Annotated in this window: 19 protein-coding genes; 11 read left to right on the forward strand and 8 right to left on the reverse strand. The window is 66.9% G+C overall.

All coding sequences use genetic code 11. From position 1 onward, the window contains the following. Positions 1-71: 71 nt before the first annotated feature. The 4 genes from ligA (at position 72) to ACG3SL_RS15980 (ending at position 7153) form a co-directional block, all read left to right on the forward strand. Positions 72-2204, forward strand: a complete 2133-nt coding sequence (ligA, locus tag ACG3SL_RS15965) for an NAD-dependent DNA ligase LigA (RefSeq protein ID WP_448662155.1) — start codon at positions 72-74, stop codon at positions 2202-2204. 168 nt (positions 2205-2372) lie between these two features. Continuing rightward, positions 2373-5090 (forward strand): TonB-dependent receptor, encoded by a 2718-nt coding sequence (locus ACG3SL_RS15970; RefSeq protein WP_448662156.1) that lies wholly within the window; start codon positions 2373-2375, stop codon positions 5088-5090. A 153-nt stretch (positions 5091-5243) separates the two neighbouring features. Further along, positions 5244-6353 carry a sensor histidine kinase gene (locus ACG3SL_RS15975; protein ID WP_448665149.1) on the forward strand — a complete coding sequence of 370 codons (1110 nt, stop codon included), beginning with the start codon at positions 5244-5246 and terminating at the stop codon, positions 6351-6353. Then, positions 6350-7153 (forward strand): LytR/AlgR family response regulator transcription factor, encoded by an 804-nt coding sequence (locus ACG3SL_RS15980; RefSeq protein WP_448662157.1) that lies wholly within the window; start codon positions 6350-6352, stop codon positions 7151-7153. The genes ACG3SL_RS15975 and ACG3SL_RS15980 overlap by 4 nt, the downstream gene beginning before the upstream one ends. A 239-nt stretch (positions 7154-7392) precedes the next feature. Here ACG3SL_RS15980 and ACG3SL_RS15985 read toward each other — a convergent pair whose 3' ends face one another. Together ACG3SL_RS15985 and ACG3SL_RS15990 are read right to left on the reverse strand one after the other, a co-directional pair. Continuing rightward, the gene (locus ACG3SL_RS15985) at positions 7393-8115 is read right to left on the reverse strand and encodes a hypothetical protein (protein ID WP_448662158.1); all 723 of its coding nucleotides are present in this window, start codon (positions 8113-8115) and stop codon (positions 7393-7395) included. A gap of 6 nt (positions 8116-8121) precedes the next feature. Further along, complete coding sequence (locus tag ACG3SL_RS15990; protein ID WP_448662159.1) at positions 8122-9333, reverse strand: toxic anion resistance protein; 1212 nt, start codon at positions 9331-9333, stop codon at positions 8122-8124. 225 nt (positions 9334-9558) lie between these two features. Here ACG3SL_RS15990 and typA point away from each other — a divergent pair, with 225 nt between their 5' ends. The 3 genes from typA (at position 9559) to ACG3SL_RS16005 (ending at position 12342) form a co-directional block, all read left to right on the forward strand. Next, a complete protein-coding gene (gene typA, locus ACG3SL_RS15995; protein ID WP_448662160.1) occupies positions 9559-11379 on the forward strand; it encodes a translational GTPase TypA in 1821 nt (606 codons plus the stop codon). Between the two features lie 119 nt (positions 11380-11498). Next, a complete protein-coding gene (locus ACG3SL_RS16000) occupies positions 11499-11855 on the forward strand; it encodes an ArsR/SmtB family transcription factor (protein WP_448662161.1) in 357 nt (118 codons plus the stop codon). Beyond that, a complete protein-coding gene (locus ACG3SL_RS16005) occupies positions 11839-12342 on the forward strand; it encodes an SRPBCC family protein (protein WP_448662162.1) in 504 nt (167 codons plus the stop codon). Before ACG3SL_RS16000 ends, ACG3SL_RS16005 begins: the two co-directional genes overlap by 17 nt. A gap of 21 nt (positions 12343-12363) precedes the next feature. Here ACG3SL_RS16005 and ACG3SL_RS16010 read toward each other — a convergent pair whose 3' ends face one another. Both ACG3SL_RS16010 and ACG3SL_RS16015 read right to left on the reverse strand, forming a co-directional pair. Then, positions 12364-12894, reverse strand: coding sequence for a rhodanese-like domain-containing protein (locus ACG3SL_RS16010; RefSeq protein ID WP_448662163.1), 531 nt, complete (start codon positions 12892-12894; stop codon positions 12364-12366). Then, positions 12891-13220, reverse strand: a complete 330-nt coding sequence (locus ACG3SL_RS16015; RefSeq protein WP_448662164.1) for an ArsR/SmtB family transcription factor — start codon at positions 13218-13220, stop codon at positions 12891-12893. Before ACG3SL_RS16015 ends, ACG3SL_RS16010 begins: the two co-directional genes overlap by 4 nt. A gap of 50 nt (positions 13221-13270) precedes the next feature. Between ACG3SL_RS16015 and ACG3SL_RS16020 the strand changes: the two genes are divergently transcribed. Beyond that, entirely contained in the window at positions 13271-13621 is a 351-nt protein-coding gene (locus tag ACG3SL_RS16020) for a carboxymuconolactone decarboxylase family protein (protein WP_448662165.1), read from the forward strand. A 575-nt stretch (positions 13622-14196) separates the two neighbouring features. Here ACG3SL_RS16020 and ACG3SL_RS16025 read toward each other — a convergent pair. Next, entirely contained in the window at positions 14197-14613 is a 417-nt protein-coding gene (locus tag ACG3SL_RS16025; RefSeq protein ID WP_448662166.1) for an EVE domain-containing protein, read from the reverse strand. A gap of 141 nt (positions 14614-14754) precedes the next feature. Between ACG3SL_RS16025 and ACG3SL_RS16030 the strand changes: the two genes are divergently transcribed. The 3 genes from ACG3SL_RS16030 to ACG3SL_RS16040 all read left to right on the forward strand — a co-directional run bounded on the left by ACG3SL_RS16030 (position 14755) and on the right by ACG3SL_RS16040 (position 17193). Then, positions 14755-15108, forward strand: coding sequence for a hypothetical protein (locus ACG3SL_RS16030; protein ID WP_448662167.1), 354 nt, complete (start codon positions 14755-14757; stop codon positions 15106-15108). Positions 15109-15261: 153 nt separating this feature from the next. Continuing rightward, positions 15262-16905 carry an FAD-dependent oxidoreductase gene (locus ACG3SL_RS16035; protein ID WP_448662168.1) on the forward strand — a complete coding sequence of 548 codons (1644 nt, stop codon included), beginning with the start codon at positions 15262-15264 and terminating at the stop codon, positions 16903-16905. Positions 16906-16920: 15 nt separating this feature from the next. Next, entirely contained in the window at positions 16921-17193 is a 273-nt protein-coding gene (locus ACG3SL_RS16040; protein ID WP_448662169.1) for a DUF3297 family protein, read from the forward strand. A 184-nt stretch (positions 17194-17377) separates the two neighbouring features. On the opposite strand, the gene ACG3SL_RS16045 is transcribed toward ACG3SL_RS16040, so the two are convergent. Genes ACG3SL_RS16045 through ubiA form a run of 3 tightly spaced genes read right to left on the reverse strand, consistent with a single transcriptional unit; the run spans position 17378 to position 20439 of the window. Beyond that, a complete protein-coding gene (locus ACG3SL_RS16045) occupies positions 17378-18154 on the reverse strand; it encodes a 3'(2'),5'-bisphosphate nucleotidase CysQ (RefSeq protein ID WP_448662170.1) in 777 nt (258 codons plus the stop codon). Then, positions 18147-19493 carry a TldD/PmbA family protein gene (locus ACG3SL_RS16050; protein ID WP_448662171.1) on the reverse strand — a complete coding sequence of 449 codons (1347 nt, stop codon included), beginning with the start codon at positions 19491-19493 and terminating at the stop codon, positions 18147-18149. Before ACG3SL_RS16050 ends, ACG3SL_RS16045 begins: the two co-directional genes overlap by 8 nt. Positions 19494-19524: 31 nt before the next feature. After that, the gene (ubiA, locus tag ACG3SL_RS16055; RefSeq protein WP_448662172.1) at positions 19525-20439 is read right to left on the reverse strand and encodes a 4-hydroxybenzoate octaprenyltransferase; all 915 of its coding nucleotides are present in this window, start codon (positions 20437-20439) and stop codon (positions 19525-19527) included. Between the last annotated feature and the right edge of the window lie 47 nt (positions 20440-20486).

Below are 20486 nucleotides of genomic sequence, written 5' to 3' on the forward strand. Positions count from 1 at the left end.
TTGCCATGTCGGCGCGCGCGGCGCTGCGATCAAGCTTGATCCGGTGGGGGCGCCTCCCCTAACCCGGCGGCATGACCGCCGATCTCCCCCTGACCGCCGAAGCCGCTGCCGCCGAACTCGCCCGGCTCGCCGCCGAGATCGCGCACCATAATGCGCGCTATCACACCGACGATGCGCCCGAGATCAGCGACGCCGATTTCGACGCGCTGGTCCGCCGCAATGCCGCGATCGAGGCGGCGTTCCCGGCGCTGGTCCGTCCCGATTCGCCCTCGCAGCATGTCGGCGCCGCGCCGGCGGGGCATCTGGCCAAGGTGCCCCATGCCCGCCCGATGCTCAGCCTGGAAAACGGGTTCGCCGACACCGATGTGGTCGAGTTCCTTGCCCGCGTGCGACGCTTCCTGGCGCTGGGCGAGAGCGAGCCCGTGGCGCTGACGGCGGAGCCCAAGATCGACGGGCTCTCCTGTTCGCTGCGCTATGTCGATCGCGTGCTGGTGCTCGCCGCCACGCGCGGCGACGGGCAGGTCGGCGAGAATGTCACCGCCAACGTCGCCACCATAGCCGACATCCCCCAGACGCTCCCGCCCGAGGCCCCCGCGCTGTTCGAAGTGCGCGGCGAAGTCTATATGGCGAAGGACGATTTCCTCGCGCTCAATGCCCGGTTGGCCGCCGAGGCCGCCGACCCCGCCACGGCGCGCCAGTTCGCCAATCCGCGCAACGCCGCCGCCGGATCGCTGCGACAAAAGGACCCGGAGGTCACCCGCAGCCGCCCCTTGCGCTTCCTCGCGCATGGCTGGGGCGAGTCGGAGACGCTGCCCGCCGACAGCCAGTTCGGCGTGATGCAGGCGCTGGCCCGCTGGGGATTTCCGGTATCGCCGCTGCTGATCGAATGCCCGCAGGTCGAGGCCGCGCTGGACCAGTATCGCGCGATCGAGGCGCAGCGCGCCGACCTGCCGTTCGACATCGACGGCGTGGTGTACAAGGTCGACCGGCTCGACTGGCAGGCGCGGCTGGGCTTTGTCGGGCGCGCGCCGCGCTGGGGGCTGGCGCACAAATTCCCCGCCGAACGCGCGCAGACCACGCTGGAGCGGATCGACATCCAGGTCGGCCGCACCGGCAAGCTCACTCCCGTCGCGCGGCTGGAACCGGTCAGCGTGGGCGGTGTCGTCGTCACCAACGCCACGCTACACAATGCCGACGAGATCGAGCGGCTGGGCGTACGCCCCGGCGACCGCGTGGTGCTCCAGCGCGCCGGCGACGTGATCCCCCAGATCGTCGAGAATTTGACGCGCGACGAGCCGCGCGCGCCCTATGTCTTCGAACAACGCTGCCCCATCTGCCACTCCGAAGCGGTGCGTGAGGAAGGCGAAGTCGATTATCGCTGCACCGGCGGGCTGATCTGCCCGGCGCAGCGGCTGGAGCGGCTGCGGCACTTCGTCAGCCGGGGCGCGCTCGACATCGAGGGGCTGGGCGAGAAGACGCTGCAGGAGTTCCTGGAACTGGGCTGGATCGCCGAGCCCGCCGACATCTTCCGCCTGGCGGCGCACCGCGACGACCTGCTCGGTCGCGAGGGGTGGAAGGACAAGTCGGTCGACAATCTGCTCGCCGCAGTGGAGGCGAAGCGCGCGCCCGATCCGGTGCGGCTGTTATTCGGCCTCGGCATCCGCCATGTCGGCGCCGTCACTGCGCGCGACCTGCTCAAACGCTATGCCAAGCTCGACGCGGTGCAGGCGCTGGCGGACGAACTCATCGCGCTGCGCGATGCGACCCTGCCGGTGCTGGGCGAGCTTCCGCCGAAGTTCCAGGCCCGGCTCGACAAGGCGATCGCCGAGCATATCGGCGTCGAGAATGTCGGCGCGGCGGTGGGCCATGCGCTGGCCGACTTCTTCCACGAACCGCACAATCGCGCAGCATGGGACGATCTGCTGGCCCAGGTCACGCCGCCCGCCTTCGTCCAGGAAACCCGCGCGTCGGACGTCAGCGGCAAGACGCTGGTGTTCACCGGCAGCCTCGAGTCGCTGAGCCGCGACGAGGCAAAGGCGCAGGCCGAGTTGCTCGGCGCGCGCGTCGCGGGGTCGGTTTCGGCCAAGACTGACCTGGTGATCGCCGGCCCGGGCGCGGGCTCCAAGCTGAAAAAGGCTGCGGAACTGGGGATTCCCGTCATTTCCGAGGCCGACTGGAACGCGATCTACGCCGCAGCACAGTGATGCTTTTTTGCAACGCAACAAAGCTGAATCGCAGGTGAACAGGGGGTCTGCCGCAAGGGCGGATTGACTGTCATCGCTTCGACATAAATGACGAGCAAGGGCGGCGGCGACGGTGAACCGCACCGCATGATTACGTGCACGAAAAAAGCACACCGTAAGGGGACTACAATGCGCACCAAACTTTTTGCAGGCGTGGCTTTTGCCGCGCTTATCCTACCCGCGAGCGCCTATGCGCAGTCGTCGGGCACGATCGATGCTGAAGAAAGCACCGAGATCGTCGTCACCGGCGCGCGCGCCGACAATGGCGTCAACGGCATCGTCGTTCCGGACACCTCGAAGTCGCGCGGCGTGCTGACCTCGGAATTCATCAACCGCCAGGCTCCCGGCCAGTCGATCAACGAAACGATCAACCAGCTTCCGGGCGTCAGCTTCCAGAACAACGATCCGTTCGGCTCGTCGGGCGGCTCGCTCAGCATCCGCGGTTTCGATTCGACCCGCATCAGCCAGACCTTTGACGGCGTTCCGCTGAACGACTCGGGCGGCTATGCGATCTATGGCAACCAGCAGCTCGACCCCGAGCTGATCGAACAGGTCAATGTCAACTTCGGCTCGACCGACGTCGACAGCCCGACCGCATCGGCCACCGGTTCGACCGTCAACTATCGCTCGATCGTCCCGACCAAGGATTTCGGCGTCAAGCTGTCCGGCTCGGCAGGCGATTTCGACTTCTTCCGCATCTTCGGCCTGGTCAACACCGGCGAGTTCGGCCCGTTCGGCACCCGCGCCTGGTTCTCGGCCAGCACCGCGCGCAACCGCTCGCCGGCCAACCCGGATTCGCAGATCGAGAAGCAGCAGTATAACGCCCGCATCTATCAGTCGCTGGGCAACAACGGCGACTTCATCAGCCTCGCCGGCCACTACAACGAGAACCGCAACAACTTCCAGGGTTCGGTGCCGCTGCGTACCGACACCGCCGCCGTCACCGGCAGCCGCGTGGTTGGTCCCAACTCGTCGAACCGCTTCCCGCTGACGCGCGATGAGGCGCACTACACCGTCGCACCGTGCCAGACCAACCAGGTCTCGGGCCCGGGCGCGCAGGCGGCCAACAGCTGCGGTTCGATCTTCGACGAGCGTTTCAATCCTTCGAACACCGGCAACATCCGCGGCGCGTCGCGCTTCACGCTGGCCGACGGCCTCGTCCTCTCGGTCGATCCGAGCTTCCAGTACGTGAAGGCCAATGGCGGCGGCACCGTGGTGGCGCAGGAAGCGCGCCGCGACGTCTTCCCGTCGGGCGGCGCTGCCAACTGCAACACCACCGCGAACAGCGCTACGGTGAACTGCCAGACCGGCTATATCGGCGGCGTTCCCTATTTCGGTCGCGACCTGAACGGCGACGGTGACCTGCTCGACACGGTCCGCCTGCTGGCGCCCAGCCAGACGCAGACGCAGCGCATCGGCGTGATCTCGTCGCTCCGCTACGAAATCACCCCCGACCAGAGCATCCGCCTCGCCTACACCTATGACCGTGCGCGCCACCGTCAGACGGGTGAGACCGGCTATCTTCAGCTCAACGGCAAGCCGTTCGACGTGTTCCCGGTCAACGATCCGGTCGCCGACGCAAACGGCCGCGTGCTCCAGAAGCGCGATCGCCTGTCGTTCGCGATCCTGCATCAGGTCGCAGCCGAATATCGCGGCGCGTTCTTCGACAACACGTTCCGCGTGAACGCCGGCATCCGTGCCCCGTTCTTCCGTCGCAACCTGACCAACTATTGCGCCACGTCCAGCGCATCGGGCTTTGTCGAGTGCTTCGGCAGCGACACCACCGGTCTGGCCGCATGGCTCGCCGGCACCCCGACCCAGACGGTCGGCGCCAGCGTGGCAGCGGCACAGGGCGCGACCTGCACCGGCACGCCGGCGGTCTGCACCTTCCCGACCCAGGGGCCGCAGCAGCGTATCTTCAACTACAAGAAGATCCTGCCCAACTTCGGCTATACCTGGTCGGTGACGGACAAGGTCGACGTGTTCGGCAATTACTCGACCGGCATCCAGGTTCCGGGCACGGACAACCTGTACAATTCCTTCTACTTCGTCCGCACGACCGACAAGGCGAACCCGAAGCCGGAAACCACGGACAATTTCGACCTCGGCGTGCGCTATCGCTCGTCGCAGCTCCAGGTCCAGCTCTCGGCATGGTACACCAACTACAAGAACCGCCTGGCATCGTCCTACGATCCCGAGCTGGACAAGTCGGTCTATCGCAACCTGGGCCGCGTGAAGAAGTACGGCTTCGACGGCACGATCGCCTATTCGCCGGTGCGCCAGCTCAGCGTCTATGCCTTTGGTTCGTATCTCCACTCGGAGATTCAGGACAATGTGGAGGTGTTCCGCACCACGGCAGCCGGCACGCTGGGCCCTATCGGCACGGTCGTGTATGCCCCGACCAAGGGCAAGCGTGAGTCGAACGCTCCGGTCTACACCTTCGGCGGCGGCGCGACGGTCGATCTCGACTATGTCTCGCTGGGCATGAACGTGAAGCGCACCGGTCCGCGCTACCTGTACGACACCAACGAGCCGGCACGTCAGATCGTGAATGGCACGACCTATCAGGTCTATAGCGCGAAGGCCCCGGCCTACACGCTGATGAACGTCGATGCGCGCGTGCCGCTGGGCTGGGCCGGTCTGAACGACCAGACCTATTTCCAGCTCAACGTGCTCAACGTGTTCAACAAGCTGTGGGTGGGCAGCATCAACAGCGGCAACGGCGCGCTGAACCAGGGCCCGACCTACAACGCGACCGGCACTGCGATCACCTCCTATGGCAGCGTGCCGAACAGCCAGATCGGCTATCCGCGCACGTTCATGGGAACGCTGGTCGTCGGCTTCTAAGCCTTCGCACCAAGCACCTAGACGAAGCCGCCGCCCCAGCGATGGGGCGGCGGTTTTCGTTTGTGCCAGGGAACCTACGCCCTCTTTGCCCGCTATAGCCGCCAGTGGTAGAGGACCCGGGTGGCAAGAGCAGTAGATCCCGTAAAGCGGCTGATGCCGCGCACCATCAAGGACCCGGGGCTGCTGTCGCGCCCCTTTTTCGAGGACAAGGCGCGCGCCTTCTGGATCCTCCAGGCGGCGGGGTGGAGCGGTTATCTGCTGCTGCGCACCGTATCGAGCATCTCGAACGAGATTTCGGTCGAGCGGATCATCGCCGCGATCATCGAATCGATCGTCGGCTATTGCCTGACGCTGCTGCTTTCCACCCTGTATGGCGTTTACCGCCGGCTGCCGCGGATCAGCGGCGTACTGCTGACGCTCGGCACGCTGGCGATCGCGACGGTGATCTACGCCGTGCTCGACGCCTTCACCGTCTCGTTCGTCAAGAACGCCCAGCCGGGGATCGACGTGCCGCTGGTGCTGGCGGCGCTGTTCCTCAACTTCACCGTGCTGGCGGGCTGGTCGGCGCTGTATTTCGGCATCAATTTCTACCTGATCGTCGAGCAGCAGATCGATCAGATGCGCGCGCTGGAAAGCCAGGCCAGCCATGCCCAGCTGGCGATGCTGCGCTACCAGCTCAATCCGCATTTCCTGTTCAACACGCTCAATTCGATCTCGACGCTGGTGCTGCTCAAGCAGACCGAGCGCGCGAACGTGATGCTGAGCCGGCTGTCGTCGTTCCTGCGCTATACGCTGGCGAACGAACCGACCGCGCACGTCACGCTGGCGCAGGAGGTCGAGACGCTCCAGCTGTATCTCGAAATCGAGAAGATGCGATTCGAGGAGCGGCTGCGCCCGCATTTCGACATCGATCCGCGCTGTTCCAAGGCGCGGCTGCCGTCGCTGCTGCTCCAGCCGCTGGTCGAAAACGCCATCAAATATGCGGTCACCCCCCAGGAAGAGGGCGCCGATATCACCGTTTCGGCTCGGCTCACCGGAGAACGGGTGCAGATCGCCGTATCGGACACCGGCCCGGGATTGATCGAAATGAAGCCGAGGCCGACTCTTTCAACCGGCGTGGGGCTCGCCAATATCAGAGAGCGGCTGGCGCAGGCCTTTGGGCCTGACCACCGTTTTGAGACGCGCGCGAACCCGGGGCAGGGGTTCAGCGTTGAGATCGAAATCCCGTTCCAACTCGAGGAACCCAACCGAGAGGCCGCATGACAATCCGAACCATCCTCGTCGACGACGAACCCCTGGCGATCCAGGGACTGGAACTCCGGCTCCAGGAGCACGAGGATGTCGAAATCATCGACAAATGCTCCAACGGCCGCGAGGCCATCCGTGCCATCAAGACCCACAAGCCCGACCTCGTGTTTCTCGACATCCAGATGCCCGGTTTCGACGGCTTTTCCGTCGTTCAGGGGCTGATGGAAGTCGAACCGCCGCTGTTCGTCTTCGTGACCGCCTATTCCGACCACGCCATCCGTGCCTTCGAAGCGCAGGCGATGGATTATCTTATGAAGCCGGTCGAACCTGCCCGGCTGGCCGACACGCTCGACCGCGTCCGCCAGCGCCTCGCCGAAAAGCGGGGGGTCGAGGAAGTCGAGAAGCTGAAGGAAGTGCTCGCCGAAGTGGCGCCCGACGCCGCAGAGGAAATGGCGGGCGCCGATGCCGGCGAAATGGCGTCCAACCGCTTTGAAAAGCTCATCAACATCAAGGATCGCGGACAGATCTTCCGCGTCGATGTCGACACGATCGAGCGGATCGATGCGGCGGGCGATTACATGTGCATCTATACCGGCGACAACACGCTGATCCTGCGCGAGACGATGAAGGACCTGGAAAAGCGGCTCGATCCGCGCCGGTTCCAGCGCGTGCATCGCTCGACGATCGTCAACCTCGACCTCGTCAAACAGGTCAAGCCGCACACCAATGGCGAGTGTTTCCTGGTGCTCAATTCGGGCGCGCAGGTGAAGGTGTCGCGGTCCTATCGCGACGTGGTGGCGCGGTTCGTCCACTGATCGCGTCGGCGGCGGGCAGGTGGGATGCTTGCCCGCCTGTCGCTGGCAAGAAGATAGGGGTTCGCGCAGGGGCGCAGAGAAGGTTGTCGCACGCGAAGGCGCGAAGCGCGAAAAGGCGGCTGCGCCTCAAGGCGAAAACGCAGCGGGTCCAACCTCTTCGCGCCTTCGCGTGAAACCCCTTCTTCTCTGCGCCTCCGCGCCTCTGCGCGAACCTCTGCCTTTTTCTTTTGCCGACCCGCTCAGCCGAGGCTGCCGCTATCCTCGTCGCGATATTTGATCTGGAGATAGCGCCCGCGCGTCGCCAGCAGGTCCAGATCGCCCTGTGCGAGCTGGCTGGTCATGCCGGCGATTTCGTCGTCGATCACCTGTAGGCCCTGCGCCAGCTGCTGGTCCGGCGTCAGACCGTTGCGCTCCACCCGGCGCAGCGGCTCGGGCACGCGGGCATAGCCCTTGATAAGTTCGGGCAGCTGCTCGCCCACCAGCTTGCGCACTTCGGTCGCGGCGGGCGAACGCTCATCCAGCGCGGCGAGCTGCGGCGCCAGTATCTCCAGCTTCACCCCGATCGAATCGACCAGCCCGCGCACCGGCGACGGCAATGCCAGCCGCTGCCCCTCCAGCCAGCGCTCGGTCGTCAGCGGCAATGCCTTGAGCGGCACCTGCTGGAGTTGCTCCACGCTCGGCGCGGCGGTGAGCGGGAAGATCGCGAAGCCCAGCGTCGTGACCGCCAGCAACAACATCACGAACAACGCGCCGAACATGCCGATCCCGCTGGGCAGCAGGAATCCGGCGATCAGGGCGGCGACGAGGATCGCCGCGTCGGCGGCGGCGATCCGCCCCAGCCGACGCAGGATCTCGCCCTCGCGCTGGCGGCGCGCCCGTTTGGACACCGCGCCATAGCGTTCGCGCGTCCGCTCAAGGAACGCATCGGCCTGGGCGATGTGGCGATCGACGTCGGTGGGCATCGCGGGTTACATCGCCTCCAGCTTGAAGCCGTCGGTCGGCCCGGCAATCCGGTTCTGCGCCGCGCCTTCGGCCCGGGCGATATAGCCCTTGGACTTCTCGACTTCGCTGGACAGCGTGTTGACCGTGGTCTTCATGCTGTCGAGCGCCTTCAGCTTGAAGGTGTCGATCGCGTCCATCGTGTCGTAGATATTCTGGAACGCGCGCTGGAGCGTCTCGACCGGAATCGTCGAATTGGCGGCCTGTTCGTGGATCGCCGCCGACTGGCTCTTGAGCAGCTGGCTGGTCGAATCGATCAGCCCCGCCGTGGTGCTGTTGAGCGCAGTGATCTGGTCGAGCACCAGCTTCTGGTTGGTCAGCGCCTGCGCGACCGTCACGGCCGTGCGCAGCGCCGATACGGTGGTCGTGGACGCGCGATCGACGCCCTTCACCAGCTCGACATTGTTCTTCTTGACTAGGTCGAGCGCCAGATAGCCCTGCACCGTCACCGCCATCTGGGTCAGCAGGTCCTGGGTCCGCTGGCGGACATAGAACAGCGCGGTCTCGCGGATCGCCTTGGCCTTGGCGGGATCCGTGTGATCCAGATCGTTGGCCTTGTCCTCCAGCCGCGTGTCCATCGCCTTGGACAGGAAGATCATCTGTTCCAGCCGGCCCATCGCCGCCCACAGATTCGCGCGCTCGGTGTCGATCGCGGCATTGTCCATCAACAGCTCGTCCTTGCCATTGGCCAGGCTCTTGAGGATCGCGTTGATGTGCGTCTGCGACGACTGGTATTTCTGGAAATATTTCTTGAAGCCGCCCGATCCGAACAGCCGGTCGATAAAGCCGCCCTTGCCGCCGACCAGCTTGCCGTTCTTGCTGGGATCGAGGTCCTCTACCTGGCGGCGCAGCGCGAGCAGATCGGCGCCGACGCCGGTGTCCGATCCCATCGCCCGAATCGGGCGATCGAGGAAGCGATTGGACTGGCCCGCCGCCTCGCGGATTTCCTTTTGCCCCATCGCCGCGATCGCATCGACGCGCTTGCCGAATTCGGGGGAGTTCACGTCCTGTGCGACCAGATCGTCGACGAAGCTGTCGACGCGCACTTCCAGCTCGGAGCGCTTCTTGTCGTCGACGGGGACCAGACCGGCGGCCTTTTCCGGCGCCACGACCGCCACGGGATCGGGCGGCGTCAGGACCAGATCCTTGTCGGCCGTCACGGTCTCAATTGCAGTCGCCATCCATCGTCTCCAGCTTTGTGACCCCTAGATTGAGGCCTTGGCGCCGCCGGTTCAAGGCGAATAGCGGCGCCATCGCGTGTGTATTGCCGATATAGCACGCAATGGCATGATGCCAAGCAGATCGCCCATGCGCATTGGACACGCGAAAGCGCGCCCTTCCCGCAACGCACAAATTGCGCTATGGGCGCCGGCGAAACCGCGCTCCCGCGACAATCAGGATACCGCATGAACCTCCGCAACGTGGCGATCATCGCACACGTCGACCATGGCAAGACCACGCTCGTCGACCAGCTTTTCCGTCAATCCGGCACTTTCCGCGACAACCAGCGCATCGAAGAACGTGCGATGGATTCGAACGATCTCGAAAAGGAGCGCGGGATCACGATTCTCGCCAAGTGCACTTCGGTGGACTGGGAAGGCACGCGGATCAACATCGTCGATACGCCCGGCCACGCCGATTTCGGCGGCGAAGTCGAGCGCATCCTGTCGATGGTCGACGGCGTGATCCTGCTGGTCGACTCGTCCGAAGGCGCGATGCCGCAGACCAAGTTCGTGACCGGCAAGGCGCTGGCGCTGGGCCTGAAGCCGATCGTCGTCGTCAACAAGGTCGACCGCCCGGACGAGCGCATCCAGGAAGTGCTGGACGAAGTGTTCGACCTGTTCGTCAGCCTGGAAGCGAGCGACGAACAGCTCGATTTCCCGGTGCTCTACGCCTCGGGCCGCAACGGCTATGCCAATGACGACGCGTCGCTGCGCGAAGGCACGCTGGCGCCGCTGTTCAACAAGATCGTCAGCCACGTCCCCGCCCCGTCGGCCGACCCGGACGGCCCGTTCAAGTTCCTGGTCACGCTGCTCGACCGCGACAACTTCCTCGGCCGCATCCTGACCGGTCTGGTCTTCTCGGGCTCGGTCAAGACCAACCAGGCGATCCACGCGCTGGATAACGACGGCAACGTCGTCGAGACCGGCCGTGCGTCGAAGATCATGACCTTCCGCGGCCTGGAGCGCGTGCCGACCGACGAAGCGAACGCCGGCGACATCATCAGCCTGGCCGGCCTGACCGTCGCGACCGTGGCCAACACGATCGCCGACGTCACCGTCACCGAGCCGCTGCACGCACAGGCAATCGATCCGCCCACGCTGTCGATGCGCTTCGCCGTCAACGATTCGCCGATGGCGGGCCGCGAGGGCACCAAGGTGACGAGCCGCATGATCCGCGACCGTCTGCTCCGCGAAGCCGAATCGAACGTCGCGATCAAGGTGACCGAGGCCGACGACAAGGACAGCTTCGAAGTCGCAGGCCGCGGCGAGCTTCAGCTCGGCGTGCTGATCGAGACGATGCGCCGCGAAGGCTTCGAGCTGGGCATCAGCCGCCCGCGCGTGCTGTTCCGCGAGGAAGACGGCCAGAAGACCGAGCCGTACGAAACCGTCATCATCGACGTGGACGAGGAATATTCGGGCACGGTCGTCGAGAAGATGAACCTGCGCAAGGCCGAGATGACCGACATGCGCCCCTCGGGCGGCGGCAAGACCCGCATCACTTTCAGCGCGCCGTCGCGCGGGATGATCGGCTATCACGGCGAGTTCCTGTCCGACACGCGCGGCACCGGCATCATGAACCGGCTGTTCGAGAAGTACGGCCCCCACAAGGGCAAGATCGAAGGCCGCAAGAACGGCGTGCTGATCTCCAACGGTTCGGGCGAAGCCAACAGCTACGCGCTGGGCCCGCTGGAAGAGCGCGGCATCCTGTTCGTCGGCCATGGCGAGGCGCTGTACGAGGGCATGATCGTCGGCGAGAACGCCAAGACGGACGACCTTGAAGTCAACCCGATGAAGGCGAAGGCGCTCACCAACTTCCGCGCTTCGGGCGGCAAGGACGACGCCATCCGCCTGACTCCGCCGAAGAAGATGACGCTGGAACAGGCCATCGCCTATATCGACGACGACGAAATGGTCGAAGTCACGCCCAAGTCGATCCGCCTGCGCAAGCGCCACCTGGATCCGCACGAGCGCAAGAAGGCGAGCCGGGCCAAGGCCGCGGCATAAGCCGGCACGAACTATTGAGACGCGAAAGGCGCCGGGGGAAACCCCGGCGCTTTTTTGTTCGGGAGGGCACGGATCGAGACGCTTGCACTCCGCCCGACGCCGCGCTAACACTGAACCATATGGTTCAGTGTTCGAGTCCCGCCCTAGACCTTTCCTTTGCCGCGCTGTCGGATTCGACCCGGCGCGGGATCATCATCCAGCTTGGGCGGGGGGAGGCATCGATCACCAGCCTGGCTGACCGTTTTCAGATGACGCTGACCGGCATGAAGAAGCACGTCCAGGTGCTCGAGCGCGCGGGGTTGGTCGTCACGCAGAAGGTCGGGCGAGTTCGGACCTGCGCGCTCGGAACGCGCGGCCTTGAGGCGGAGGCCGAGTGGATCGAGGTCCATCGCAAGCTGTTCGAGGCCCGCTTCGAGGCACTGGACGACATCATTCGCGAACTGAAAGAGGAGGATGGCCATGACGCAGCAAATTGACGGCGACAACAGCGTGCAGAACCGGACGTCGGTCGAGCGCCGAGGTGACCGCGAACTCATCGTGACGCGCATGTTCGATGCACCGCCGGCCATCGTGTACAAGGCGTGGAGCCAGCCCGAGCTGTTCCGCCGCTGGTGGATGCCCAAATCGGCGACCGGCGTGGCACTCGTGGCGTGCGACATGGACGTGCGCACCGGCGGGAAATACCGGCTGGAATTCAGCGCCGGCGGTGCCGACACCATGGCCTTTTACGGCAAGTATCTGGACGTGGTGCCGAACGAACGCATCGTGTGGACCAACGACGAGGGCGAAGAAGGCGCAGTGACGACCGTGACGTTCGAGGACCGCGACGGGCAGACGCTGGTGCAGTTCCACGAACGCTATCCCTCCAGCGCGGCGCTGGAGGAAGCGCTGCAGGGTTCGGCAGCGGCGCTGCCCGAGCAGCTCGACCAGCTCGGCGACCTGCTTTCCGCCATCGGCGCATAGCGGCGGACGGGCCGCGCGGCGTTATCCCGCCGCGCGGTTCCACGGCATCCGCTGGAGCAGCAGCCCCAGCCCGCACCAGCCGCTGAACCCGGCAAAGGCCAGCATCGCGCCGAACAGTCCGGCGACGTAGAAGCCGGGGCCGAACCCCGACAGGCCAGCCAGCGTAAAGCCCGCGACCAGCAGCCCGACGATCATCTGCACCTGCCGAAAGATCGATACGCCGCCGGGCGCCGTGCCCGTTACCGGCAGGCCGGCGGCGCGCCATCCCTCTATCCCGCCCTCCAGGTTGCGGATCTCGCCCGCAAAGCCCGGTGCGGCGAGGGCACAGGCCTGGCCGCCGCGCCCGCCCTTCTGGCATTGGAAGATCAGCGTGCGATCCGCCGGCAGGCGCGCCTCCGCGAGCAGCGCGGCAAGCTGCCCCAGCGGCATCGACGCGGCGTAGGCGATGTGCGCGGCGCGGAACTCGTCGGGCTCGCGCACGTCGATCAGCATTGCCTGGCCCGAGGCGAGCAGGCGCTGGGCCTCGGCGGGAGTCACGGTGGGCTGTGTCACTGGCTTTGGTCCTTGCAGAAATGATCGTGGAGCACGGCCATCAGGTCCCGTGCGGCGGGGTGGTGAATCGAATAGAACAGCGTGCGATGCGCGCGGCGGACCGCGACGATGCCCTCGTCGCGCAGCTTGCCCAGATGCTGCGACATCGACGTGGGGGCGATGCCGGTGGCGGCGATCAGATCGGCCACGCAACGCTCGCCCTCCGCCAGCTGGCACAGGATCAGCAGCCGGTGCGGGCTGGCCAGCCCCGACAGGAACGCCGCGACCCCCGCCGCCCGGGGCGCCATCGCCGCGCTTAAGGACATATCCTCGGTTTGCATTTTCATTTCATCTCTATATCAATTCATATATTGACGAATCAATAGGGAGTTTTCCGATGGCCAAGGACTACCGCGCACTCACTGCCGACATCAGCGCCTACAGCGCGCAGCTGCGCAAGCTGGCGCCCGAGGCGATGCAGGGCTTTCACGGACTGGCCAAGGCGGCCGGGGCGGACGGCGCGATCGATGCGAAGACCAAGGAGCTGATCGCGCTGGCGATCGGGGTCACCCAGCGGTGCGACGGCTGCATCGGCTTTCACGCCAAGGCGCTGGTCGGCATGGGCGCGACGCGCGAGGAAGTCGGCGAAGTGATGGCGATGTGCGTGTACATGGGCGGCGGCCCCGCGCTGATGTACGCCGCCGACGCGCTGCGCGCCTATGACCAGTTCGCCGCGCCGGCCGCATAGGCTACGCGACAGCTTCCCTCCGCGTCCCGGCCATGGTCTATTGCGCCCACGACGACATGAAGGGCCTGCGATGCTGATGGCTGCACTGCTGCTGATCGCCCCGCTGGCGCAGGAAGTCCCGAGCGCGGCGGGGACGATGGACGCGCCGGAAAAGGCGGCGGACGGCACCCAGCGCTGGTCGATCCTGGCGGACCCGTGCGCGGCATCGCGCGGCGGGCCCGACACGATCGTGGTATGCGGCAAGGGCGTGGAGGCGCCGCGCCTGCCGCTGCCGGACGAGCGCGGGCCGCCCGACCGGCCGATGCCCGGCAACCCCAACGCAAGCGGCGCCGGCGCGCTGGCAGTGACCCAGACGCCCTGTGCGGCGCGCGTCGGCGGGTGTCAGGTCGGGCTCGACATCTTTGGCGCGGCGACGTCCGCCGTGCGGCTGGTGGGCAAGGCGATCGACCCCGGCAGTTGTTGCGAAGAGCCCGGCGAATCGACCAATTTCGTCAAGCTGCTGGGCGATGCGGGCAAGGGCGTGGGACGCGCGTTTCGCAAGAAGCCCGACCGGTCCAACCGCGTGCCGATCGACCTCAGCGATCCGGTGCCGGCATCCCGCCCATCTCCAGCAGCACCGCCCATTCCTCCGGCCGCACCGGCGTCACCGACAGGCGCGACTGGCGCAGCATCTCCAGCGCCTGGAGCCGCGCCTCTGCCTTGATCGCGGCCAGCGGCACGGGGCGCACCAGCTTCTCGACGGGCGCCACGGCTACGCTGGCCCATTTGCCGTCGTCGCCGTCCGGCTGCCACGCACGCGTGATTTCCATCACGCCGACCGCCGCCTTTTCGGTGTTGGAATGGTAGAAGAGCGCGCGGTCGCCGGGCTGCATCTCTTTCAGGAAATTGCGCGCGGTATAGTTGCGCACGCCATTCCATTCGGTGCCGCCGTCGCGGATCAGATCATCCCACGAATAAGCATCGGGTTCGGAGCGGAGGAGCCAGTAAGCCATGGCTGCTCCGTTAACCGCCTAAACCGCGGCTGAACACCCGATTCCGAACCGGTTCAGCCGCCGCGCGTTATTCCCGCAATCACAGCGTCGCGACTCGGTGGTGTCACCGGCCCCACGACGCCAGTGTCGAGGAGAAAGATCATGGCCAATCTTGTGAAGAAGGCAGTGCTCGGCGCCGTGATGGGCGCCGGGGTGTTGACGGCAATGGCGCCCGCTGCAGACGCGCAGCGCTATCGCCACCATTATCGCGACCGCGACGATACCGGCGTGGCGATCGTCGCGGGCGTCGCCGGGCTGGCGCTGGGCGCCGCGCTCGCGAACGATCGCCGCTATGACTATGACCGCCGCTATTACCGCGAACGCGGCTATTATCCGCGCGACGGCTATTATTACCGCCAGCATTACCGGCGCTATCGCGGCTATGAAGTATGCGACGTCCGCCGGACTTGGGACCCCTATGAGGGCCGCCCAGTGCTGGTGCGCTATTGCCGCTGATAGCATAGGCAGACCCCCCGCCCCGCCACCCCGCCCGACAACCAACGATGCCATCGGGCTATGGTGGTCGGACGGGGGCGCGCACGGGCATCATCGCGCCCTTATACTTTGAGTTAGCTCGCATCGCCTCGCCTACGCGTTAGGGTGCGGACCATGGAAACCGAATCGCCCCGCATCGATCCAGCCGACCCCTATCTGCGGTCGGCGCAGACCTTTCCGATCCTGTCGGACGAAATGGCGGAGCGCGTAGCGGGCTTTGGCGAAGCCGAGACGCTCGACGACGGCGCGGTGCTGTTCCGGCGCGGCGACACCAGCGTCGATTTCTTCCTGTGCGTGGCGGGCGCGATCGAGATCGTCGATACCGATGCCGCCGGCACCGAGCGGGTCGTGCACCTGCACCAGCCCAGGCAGTTCACCGGCGAGCTGGACCTGTTCAACGACCGAAAGGTGCTGGTCACCGGCCGCGCATCGGGCGAGACGCGCGTCGTGCGCGTCCACCGAGCGGCATTCCGGCGGATGATGACCGCGGAGCCCGACATTGGCGAGATCGTGATGCGCGCCTTCATCCTGCGCCGCATGGGGATGCTGCTGCACGGCGAGGGCGGCGTGGCGCTGGTCGGCGCGGCGCACGCGGCGGACATGGCGCGGATCGAGACGTTCCTGACGCGCAACGCCCTGCCTCATCGCCGCATCGATACTGAGACTGATCCCGACGCCGCCGGATTCCTGGAGTGTTTCGCGCTCACCGAGCGCGACTTGCCAGTGGTGATCGCCGAGGGGCGCGCGATGCGCAACCCGAGCAACGCCCAGCTGGCCGACGCGCTGGGGCTGGCGACGGCGATCGACCCGGACCATGTCCACGACGTGGTGGTGGTAGGCGCCGGCCCCGCCGGGCTGGCGGCAGCGGTCTATGCCGCGTCCGAAGGGCTCGACACGATCGTGATCGAGGCGGTCGCGCCGGGCGGTCAGGCGGGCACCAGTTCCAAGATCGAGAATTACCTGGGCTTTCCCACCGGCATCTCGGGCCAGGCACTGGCGGGCCGTGCGCAGGTGCAGGCGCAGAAATTCGGCGCGCGGCTGCTGATTTCGCGCGGTGCTGCGGGGATCGACTGTTCGGTGCATCCCTATCGCGTCCATCTGGACGATGGCCGCTCGCTCCAGGGGCGTTCGGTCGTGGTCGCGACAGGCGCGCGCTACCGCAAGCTCGATCTGCCGCGCTATGCCGAACTGGAGGGCAATGGCATCTATTACGCCGCCACCGCGATGGAGGCGGGGCTGTGCGCGGGGCAGGAAGTCGTCGTGGTCGGCGGCGGCAATTCGGCGGGACAGGCGGCGATCTATCTCGCGCGCAGCGTGGGGCACGTCCACATGCTGGTGCGCGGCGAGGGGCTGGCGGCGACGATGTCGAGCTATCTGATCGACCGGATCGAGGCGTCGGACAAGATCACTCTCCACCCCTTTACCGAAGTGACCGAACTGGAGGGCGACGCGCATCTCAGGGCACTGACCTGGACCGATCGGCAAACCGGCGGAACCGAGCGCCACGATGTCGGCGCGCTGTTCGTGATGATCGGCGCGGTCCCCAATACCGACTGGCTGGACGACTGCCTCGACCTCGATCCGGCCGGATTCGTGCGCACCGGATCGGGCGAGACATTCTTCTGCTCGTCCAAGCCCGGCATCTTCGCAGTGGGCGATGTCCGCTCCGGATCGGTCAAGCGCGTCGCATCGGGGGTGGGCGAAGGATCGGTCGTGGTGTCGGCGATACACCGTTATCTTGAAAGCATCGCGCAATAGCGGCAAAGGGCGGGCATGAGCGATACTCCTCCGGACCGCCTGTCGGTCAACCAGAACAGCCCCTATTTCCAGCGCGAGCTGCTCGAACGCGGCATCGGCATCCGCTTCAAGGGCGTGCAGCGCCGCGACGTGGAGGAATATTGCATCTCCGAAGGCTGGATCCGCGCGTGCCTGGGCAACAAGGTGGACCGCAAGGGCAACCCGCTGACGATCAAGCTGACCGGCCCGGTCGAGGCATGGTTCGAGAGCCCGGCCAAGGGCGAAGGCGCGGCGGACGCGGAAGCATAAGGCCGGTTCGCTAGGAGCCCCGAGCAAGGAGCGCCCCGCTTGGGACTCTGGCCCCCCGCTTTCGCGGGGGAACAGCTATGGTTTCAATGTACTCCTGCGAAAGCAGGAGCCCAGGGTTACGGGCGGTGCGCTTGGGGCTCTGGGCCCCCGCGTTCGCGGGGGAACTGAAGTACAGCGATCCGAATCACCGCTTCACCCCCGCCCGCGCCCGCTCCGCCAGCCGCTCCACGGCTGCTGCATGGATGCCGGGCGTGGTGGCCAGGACGCCGAATGCCTCGCCGTCCGGCGTGTTGAAGCGCAGCGGATCGCCGAATGCGTCGGTTACTGCCGCCCCCGCCTCGCGCGCGATCAGCACGGCGGCGGCGATGTCCCATTCATTGCCCCAGCGGATCGTGGCGAGCAGATCCGCCTCGCCCGCCGCGACCATCGCGATGCGCAGCGCGATCGAATTGGGCTTGGGCACGGTCACCAGATCCTGGTCGACGCGCGGCAACTGGTCTGCGGGCACGCGCGCGCCGGCAAGCTGGGTCCGCTCCGCCACCTGCAGCCGTTCGCCGTTGCGCCACGCGCCCTTGCCCGCCTGCGCCGTCCACACTTCGCCGCGCGCGGGCGCATCGAGCACGCCGATCACCGGCTGGCCCCGCTCGACCAGCGCGACCGACACGGCCCAGCCGGGGCGATTGCGCAGATAATCGCGCGTGCCGTCGATCGGATCGACCACCCATAGCCGCTCGCCCGCCAGCCGCGCGGCATTGTCGATCGTCTCTTCCGACAGCCAGCCCGCGTCGGGCAGCAGCGCCGACAGCCGGTCGCGCAGCATCCCGTCGACTTCCAGGTCGACCGCGCACACCGGATTGCCCGGCGCCTTTTCCCAGCGGCGGAAATCGGTTTCCCACAACCGCATCGCCAGTCGCCCGGCGTCCGCCGCGATATGCGCGATTTCGGCGGCGAGATCAGTCACCGGCGATGGTCATCCCGTCGATCCGCAGCGTCGGCGCGTTGATGCCATAGCGGAATTCCAGATCGTTCGCGGGCGTCAGCGCGAGGAACATGTCCTTCAGATTGCCCGCGATCGTGATCTCGGACACGGCGCGCGTGATCTCGCCCTTTTCGATCAGGAAGCCCGCCGCGCCCCGGCTGTAATCGCCGGTGACGCTGTTGACGCCCTGCCCGATCAATTCGGTCACCAGTACGCCGCGCTCGATCTCGCCGATCAGCGTTTCGGGCGGGATATGCCCGGCGGCCATATAGACATTGCTGGGCGCGACACCGGGCGCGCCGCCGACCCCGCGCGAGGCATGGCCGGTCGGCTCCAGCGCCAGTTGCCGCGCCGCCGCGCTGTCGAGCAGCCAGGTCTCGAGCATTCCCGCCTCGACCAGCGTCATCGGCGCGACCGGCAGCCCCTCGCCATCGAAGGGGCGCGAGCGCAGCCCGCGCGGGCGGTGCGGATCGTCGAGGATCGTCACGCCCTTTGCGAATACCTGCTTGCCCAGCGCATCGAGCAGGAAGCTGGTCTTGCGCGTGATCGCCGCGCCGCTGATCGCGCCCAGAAAATGGCCGATCAGGCTGGTCGCGACGCGCGGATCGAACACGACCGGCATCGGCCCGCTGGCAAGGCGCACCGGATCGAGCCGCGCCACTGCCCGTTCGCCCGCGCGGCGGCCAATCGCCTCGGGCGATTCCAGCATCGCGGCGTGGCGGGCGCTGTGGTGGGCATAATCGCGCTGCATCGCGCCGCCGCTGCCCGCGAGCACGCTGGCGGACAGGCCGTGATTGGTCTGGGCATAGGCGCTGGTGAAGCCATGGCTGGTCGCCAGCGCCAAGATCGACCGGCTGGCGCCCGCGCTGCCGCCTTCGCTGTTGGTGACGCCGGGCACCGCGCGCGCCGCATCCTCGGCGGCCAGCGCCAGCGCCTTGAGCGCCTGGGGCTCCACCTCGGCGCGGTCGTCCAGGTCGAGCAGCGGCGGCGCGCCGTGCATCAGCCGGTCCTGCGGTGCGAGGCCGGCCCAGCGGTCCTCCGGCGCCTCGCGCGCCATCGCGATCGCGCGTTCGACCAGCGTGTCGAGCGCGGCGGAACTCAGATCGGTCGTCGAGACACTGGCCGAGCGGCGGCCGACGAACACGCGCAGCCCCAGTTCCTCGCTTTCGGAACGCTCGACATCCTCCAGCGCGCCCATCCGCACCGATACCGACAGCGATCGGTCGGCGGCGAAGACCGCGTCGGAGGCATCGGCCCCGGCTTCGCGCGCGCGAGCAACGATGTCATGGACGCGGGCACAGGCTTGTTCGGTGTTCAGCATCCTCAGGACTTAGGAAGCCCGGGCGCCTACGTCAAAGCGTCTGGCCCACGACAAGGCAGGCCGCAAACATAAGGATGCCCGCATCGCGGTTCGACCGGAAGCGGTGGAGCGCGTTGGCGCCGTCGGCGGGCACCAGCGTCGCGACCTGCCAGAACAGGTGCAGCGCGAGCGGCAGCAGCGCCGCCAGCGCCAGCGGATCGGGCCGCATCTGCCAGATCGACAGCCCCCACAGCGCCAGCGCACCGGCATAGAACAGCGCGACTCCGGGCCGCACCCGCGCGCCCATCCGCCGGGCGGAGGAGCGCACGCCGACCATCGCGTCATCCTCCACATCCTGCAGCGCGTAGATCGTGTCATAGCCGATCACCCACAGGATCGACCCGGCATAGAGCAGCAGCCCCGGCGCCCAGCGCATGTCCGGCGCCTCGGCCCAGCCGACCAGCGCGGCCCAGGAAAAGACGAGGCCCAGCCACGCCTGCGGCCACCAGGTTATTCGCTTCATGAAGGGATAGGCCGCGACCAGCGCGAGGCTGGCCACCGCCACGCCCGCCGCAAAGGGCCGCAGCTGGAGCAGCACGACCAGCCCCACCGCCGCCAGCACGCCCAGCCAGGCCCATGCCGCCTTGAGCGACACGGCGCCGCTGGCCAGCGGGCGGCTGGCGGTGCGCGCGACCTGGCGGTCGAGATCGCGGTCGACGATGTCGTTGTACACGCACCCCGCGCCGCGCATCGCGATGCTGCCGAGCAGGAACCACAGCACCAGATCCCAGCGCGCCACCGCCTGCCCCGACAGCGCGATTGCCCAGGCGCCGGGCCAGAACAGCAGCCACCAGCCGATCGGGCGATCGAACCGGGCAAGCAGCGCGAAGGGCCGCGCGGCGGCGGGCAACGCGCCGACCAGCCCGCGATGTTCGGTATCGGGAACGCTGTTCTGAATCTCTGCCATGGCGCCGCTCCTTCGCCCGGCGAGGGCAAAGATCAAGGGGGGCCTGG

The sequence above is a fragment of the Sphingomonas degradans genome, from assembly GCF_053502645.1.

Coding starts and splice junctions, on each gene's coding strand:
- ACG3SL_RS16035 (WP_448662168.1), top strand. CDS start 15,262: ATGGAAACCGAATCGCCCCGCATCGATCCAGCCGACCCCTATCTGCGG.
- ACG3SL_RS15985 (WP_448662158.1), bottom strand. CDS start 8,115: ATGCCCACCGACGTCGATCGCCACATCGCCCAGGCCGATGCGTTCCTT.
- ACG3SL_RS16015 (WP_448662164.1), bottom strand. CDS start 13,220: ATGAAAATGCAAACCGAGGATATGTCCTTAAGCGCGGCGATGGCGCCC.
- ACG3SL_RS16020 (WP_448662165.1), top strand. CDS start 13,271: ATGGCCAAGGACTACCGCGCACTCACTGCCGACATCAGCGCCTACAGC.
- ACG3SL_RS16030 (WP_448662167.1), top strand. CDS start 14,755: ATGGCCAATCTTGTGAAGAAGGCAGTGCTCGGCGCCGTGATGGGCGCC.
- ACG3SL_RS16040 (WP_448662169.1), top strand. CDS start 16,921: ATGAGCGATACTCCTCCGGACCGCCTGTCGGTCAACCAGAACAGCCCC.
- ACG3SL_RS15990 (WP_448662159.1), bottom strand. CDS start 9,333: ATGGCGACTGCAATTGAGACCGTGACGGCCGACAAGGATCTGGTCCTG.
- ACG3SL_RS16025 (WP_448662166.1), bottom strand. CDS start 14,613: ATGGCTTACTGGCTCCTCCGCTCCGAACCCGATGCTTATTCGTGGGAT.
- ligA (WP_448662155.1), top strand. CDS start 72: ATGACCGCCGATCTCCCCCTGACCGCCGAAGCCGCTGCCGCCGAACTC.
- ACG3SL_RS15975 (WP_448665149.1), top strand. CDS start 5,244: ATGCCGCGCACCATCAAGGACCCGGGGCTGCTGTCGCGCCCCTTTTTC.
- ACG3SL_RS16005 (WP_448662162.1), top strand. CDS start 11,839: ATGACGCAGCAAATTGACGGCGACAACAGCGTGCAGAACCGGACGTCG.
- ubiA (WP_448662172.1), bottom strand. CDS start 20,439: ATGGCAGAGATTCAGAACAGCGTTCCCGATACCGAACATCGCGGGCTG.
- ACG3SL_RS15970 (WP_448662156.1), top strand. CDS start 2,373: ATGCGCACCAAACTTTTTGCAGGCGTGGCTTTTGCCGCGCTTATCCTA.
- ACG3SL_RS16050 (WP_448662171.1), bottom strand. CDS start 19,493: ATGCTGAACACCGAACAAGCCTGTGCCCGCGTCCATGACATCGTTGCT.
- ACG3SL_RS15980 (WP_448662157.1), top strand. CDS start 6,350: ATGACAATCCGAACCATCCTCGTCGACGACGAACCCCTGGCGATCCAG.
- typA (WP_448662160.1), top strand. CDS start 9,559: ATGAACCTCCGCAACGTGGCGATCATCGCACACGTCGACCATGGCAAG.
- ACG3SL_RS16000 (WP_448662161.1), top strand. CDS start 11,499: ATGGTTCAGTGTTCGAGTCCCGCCCTAGACCTTTCCTTTGCCGCGCTG.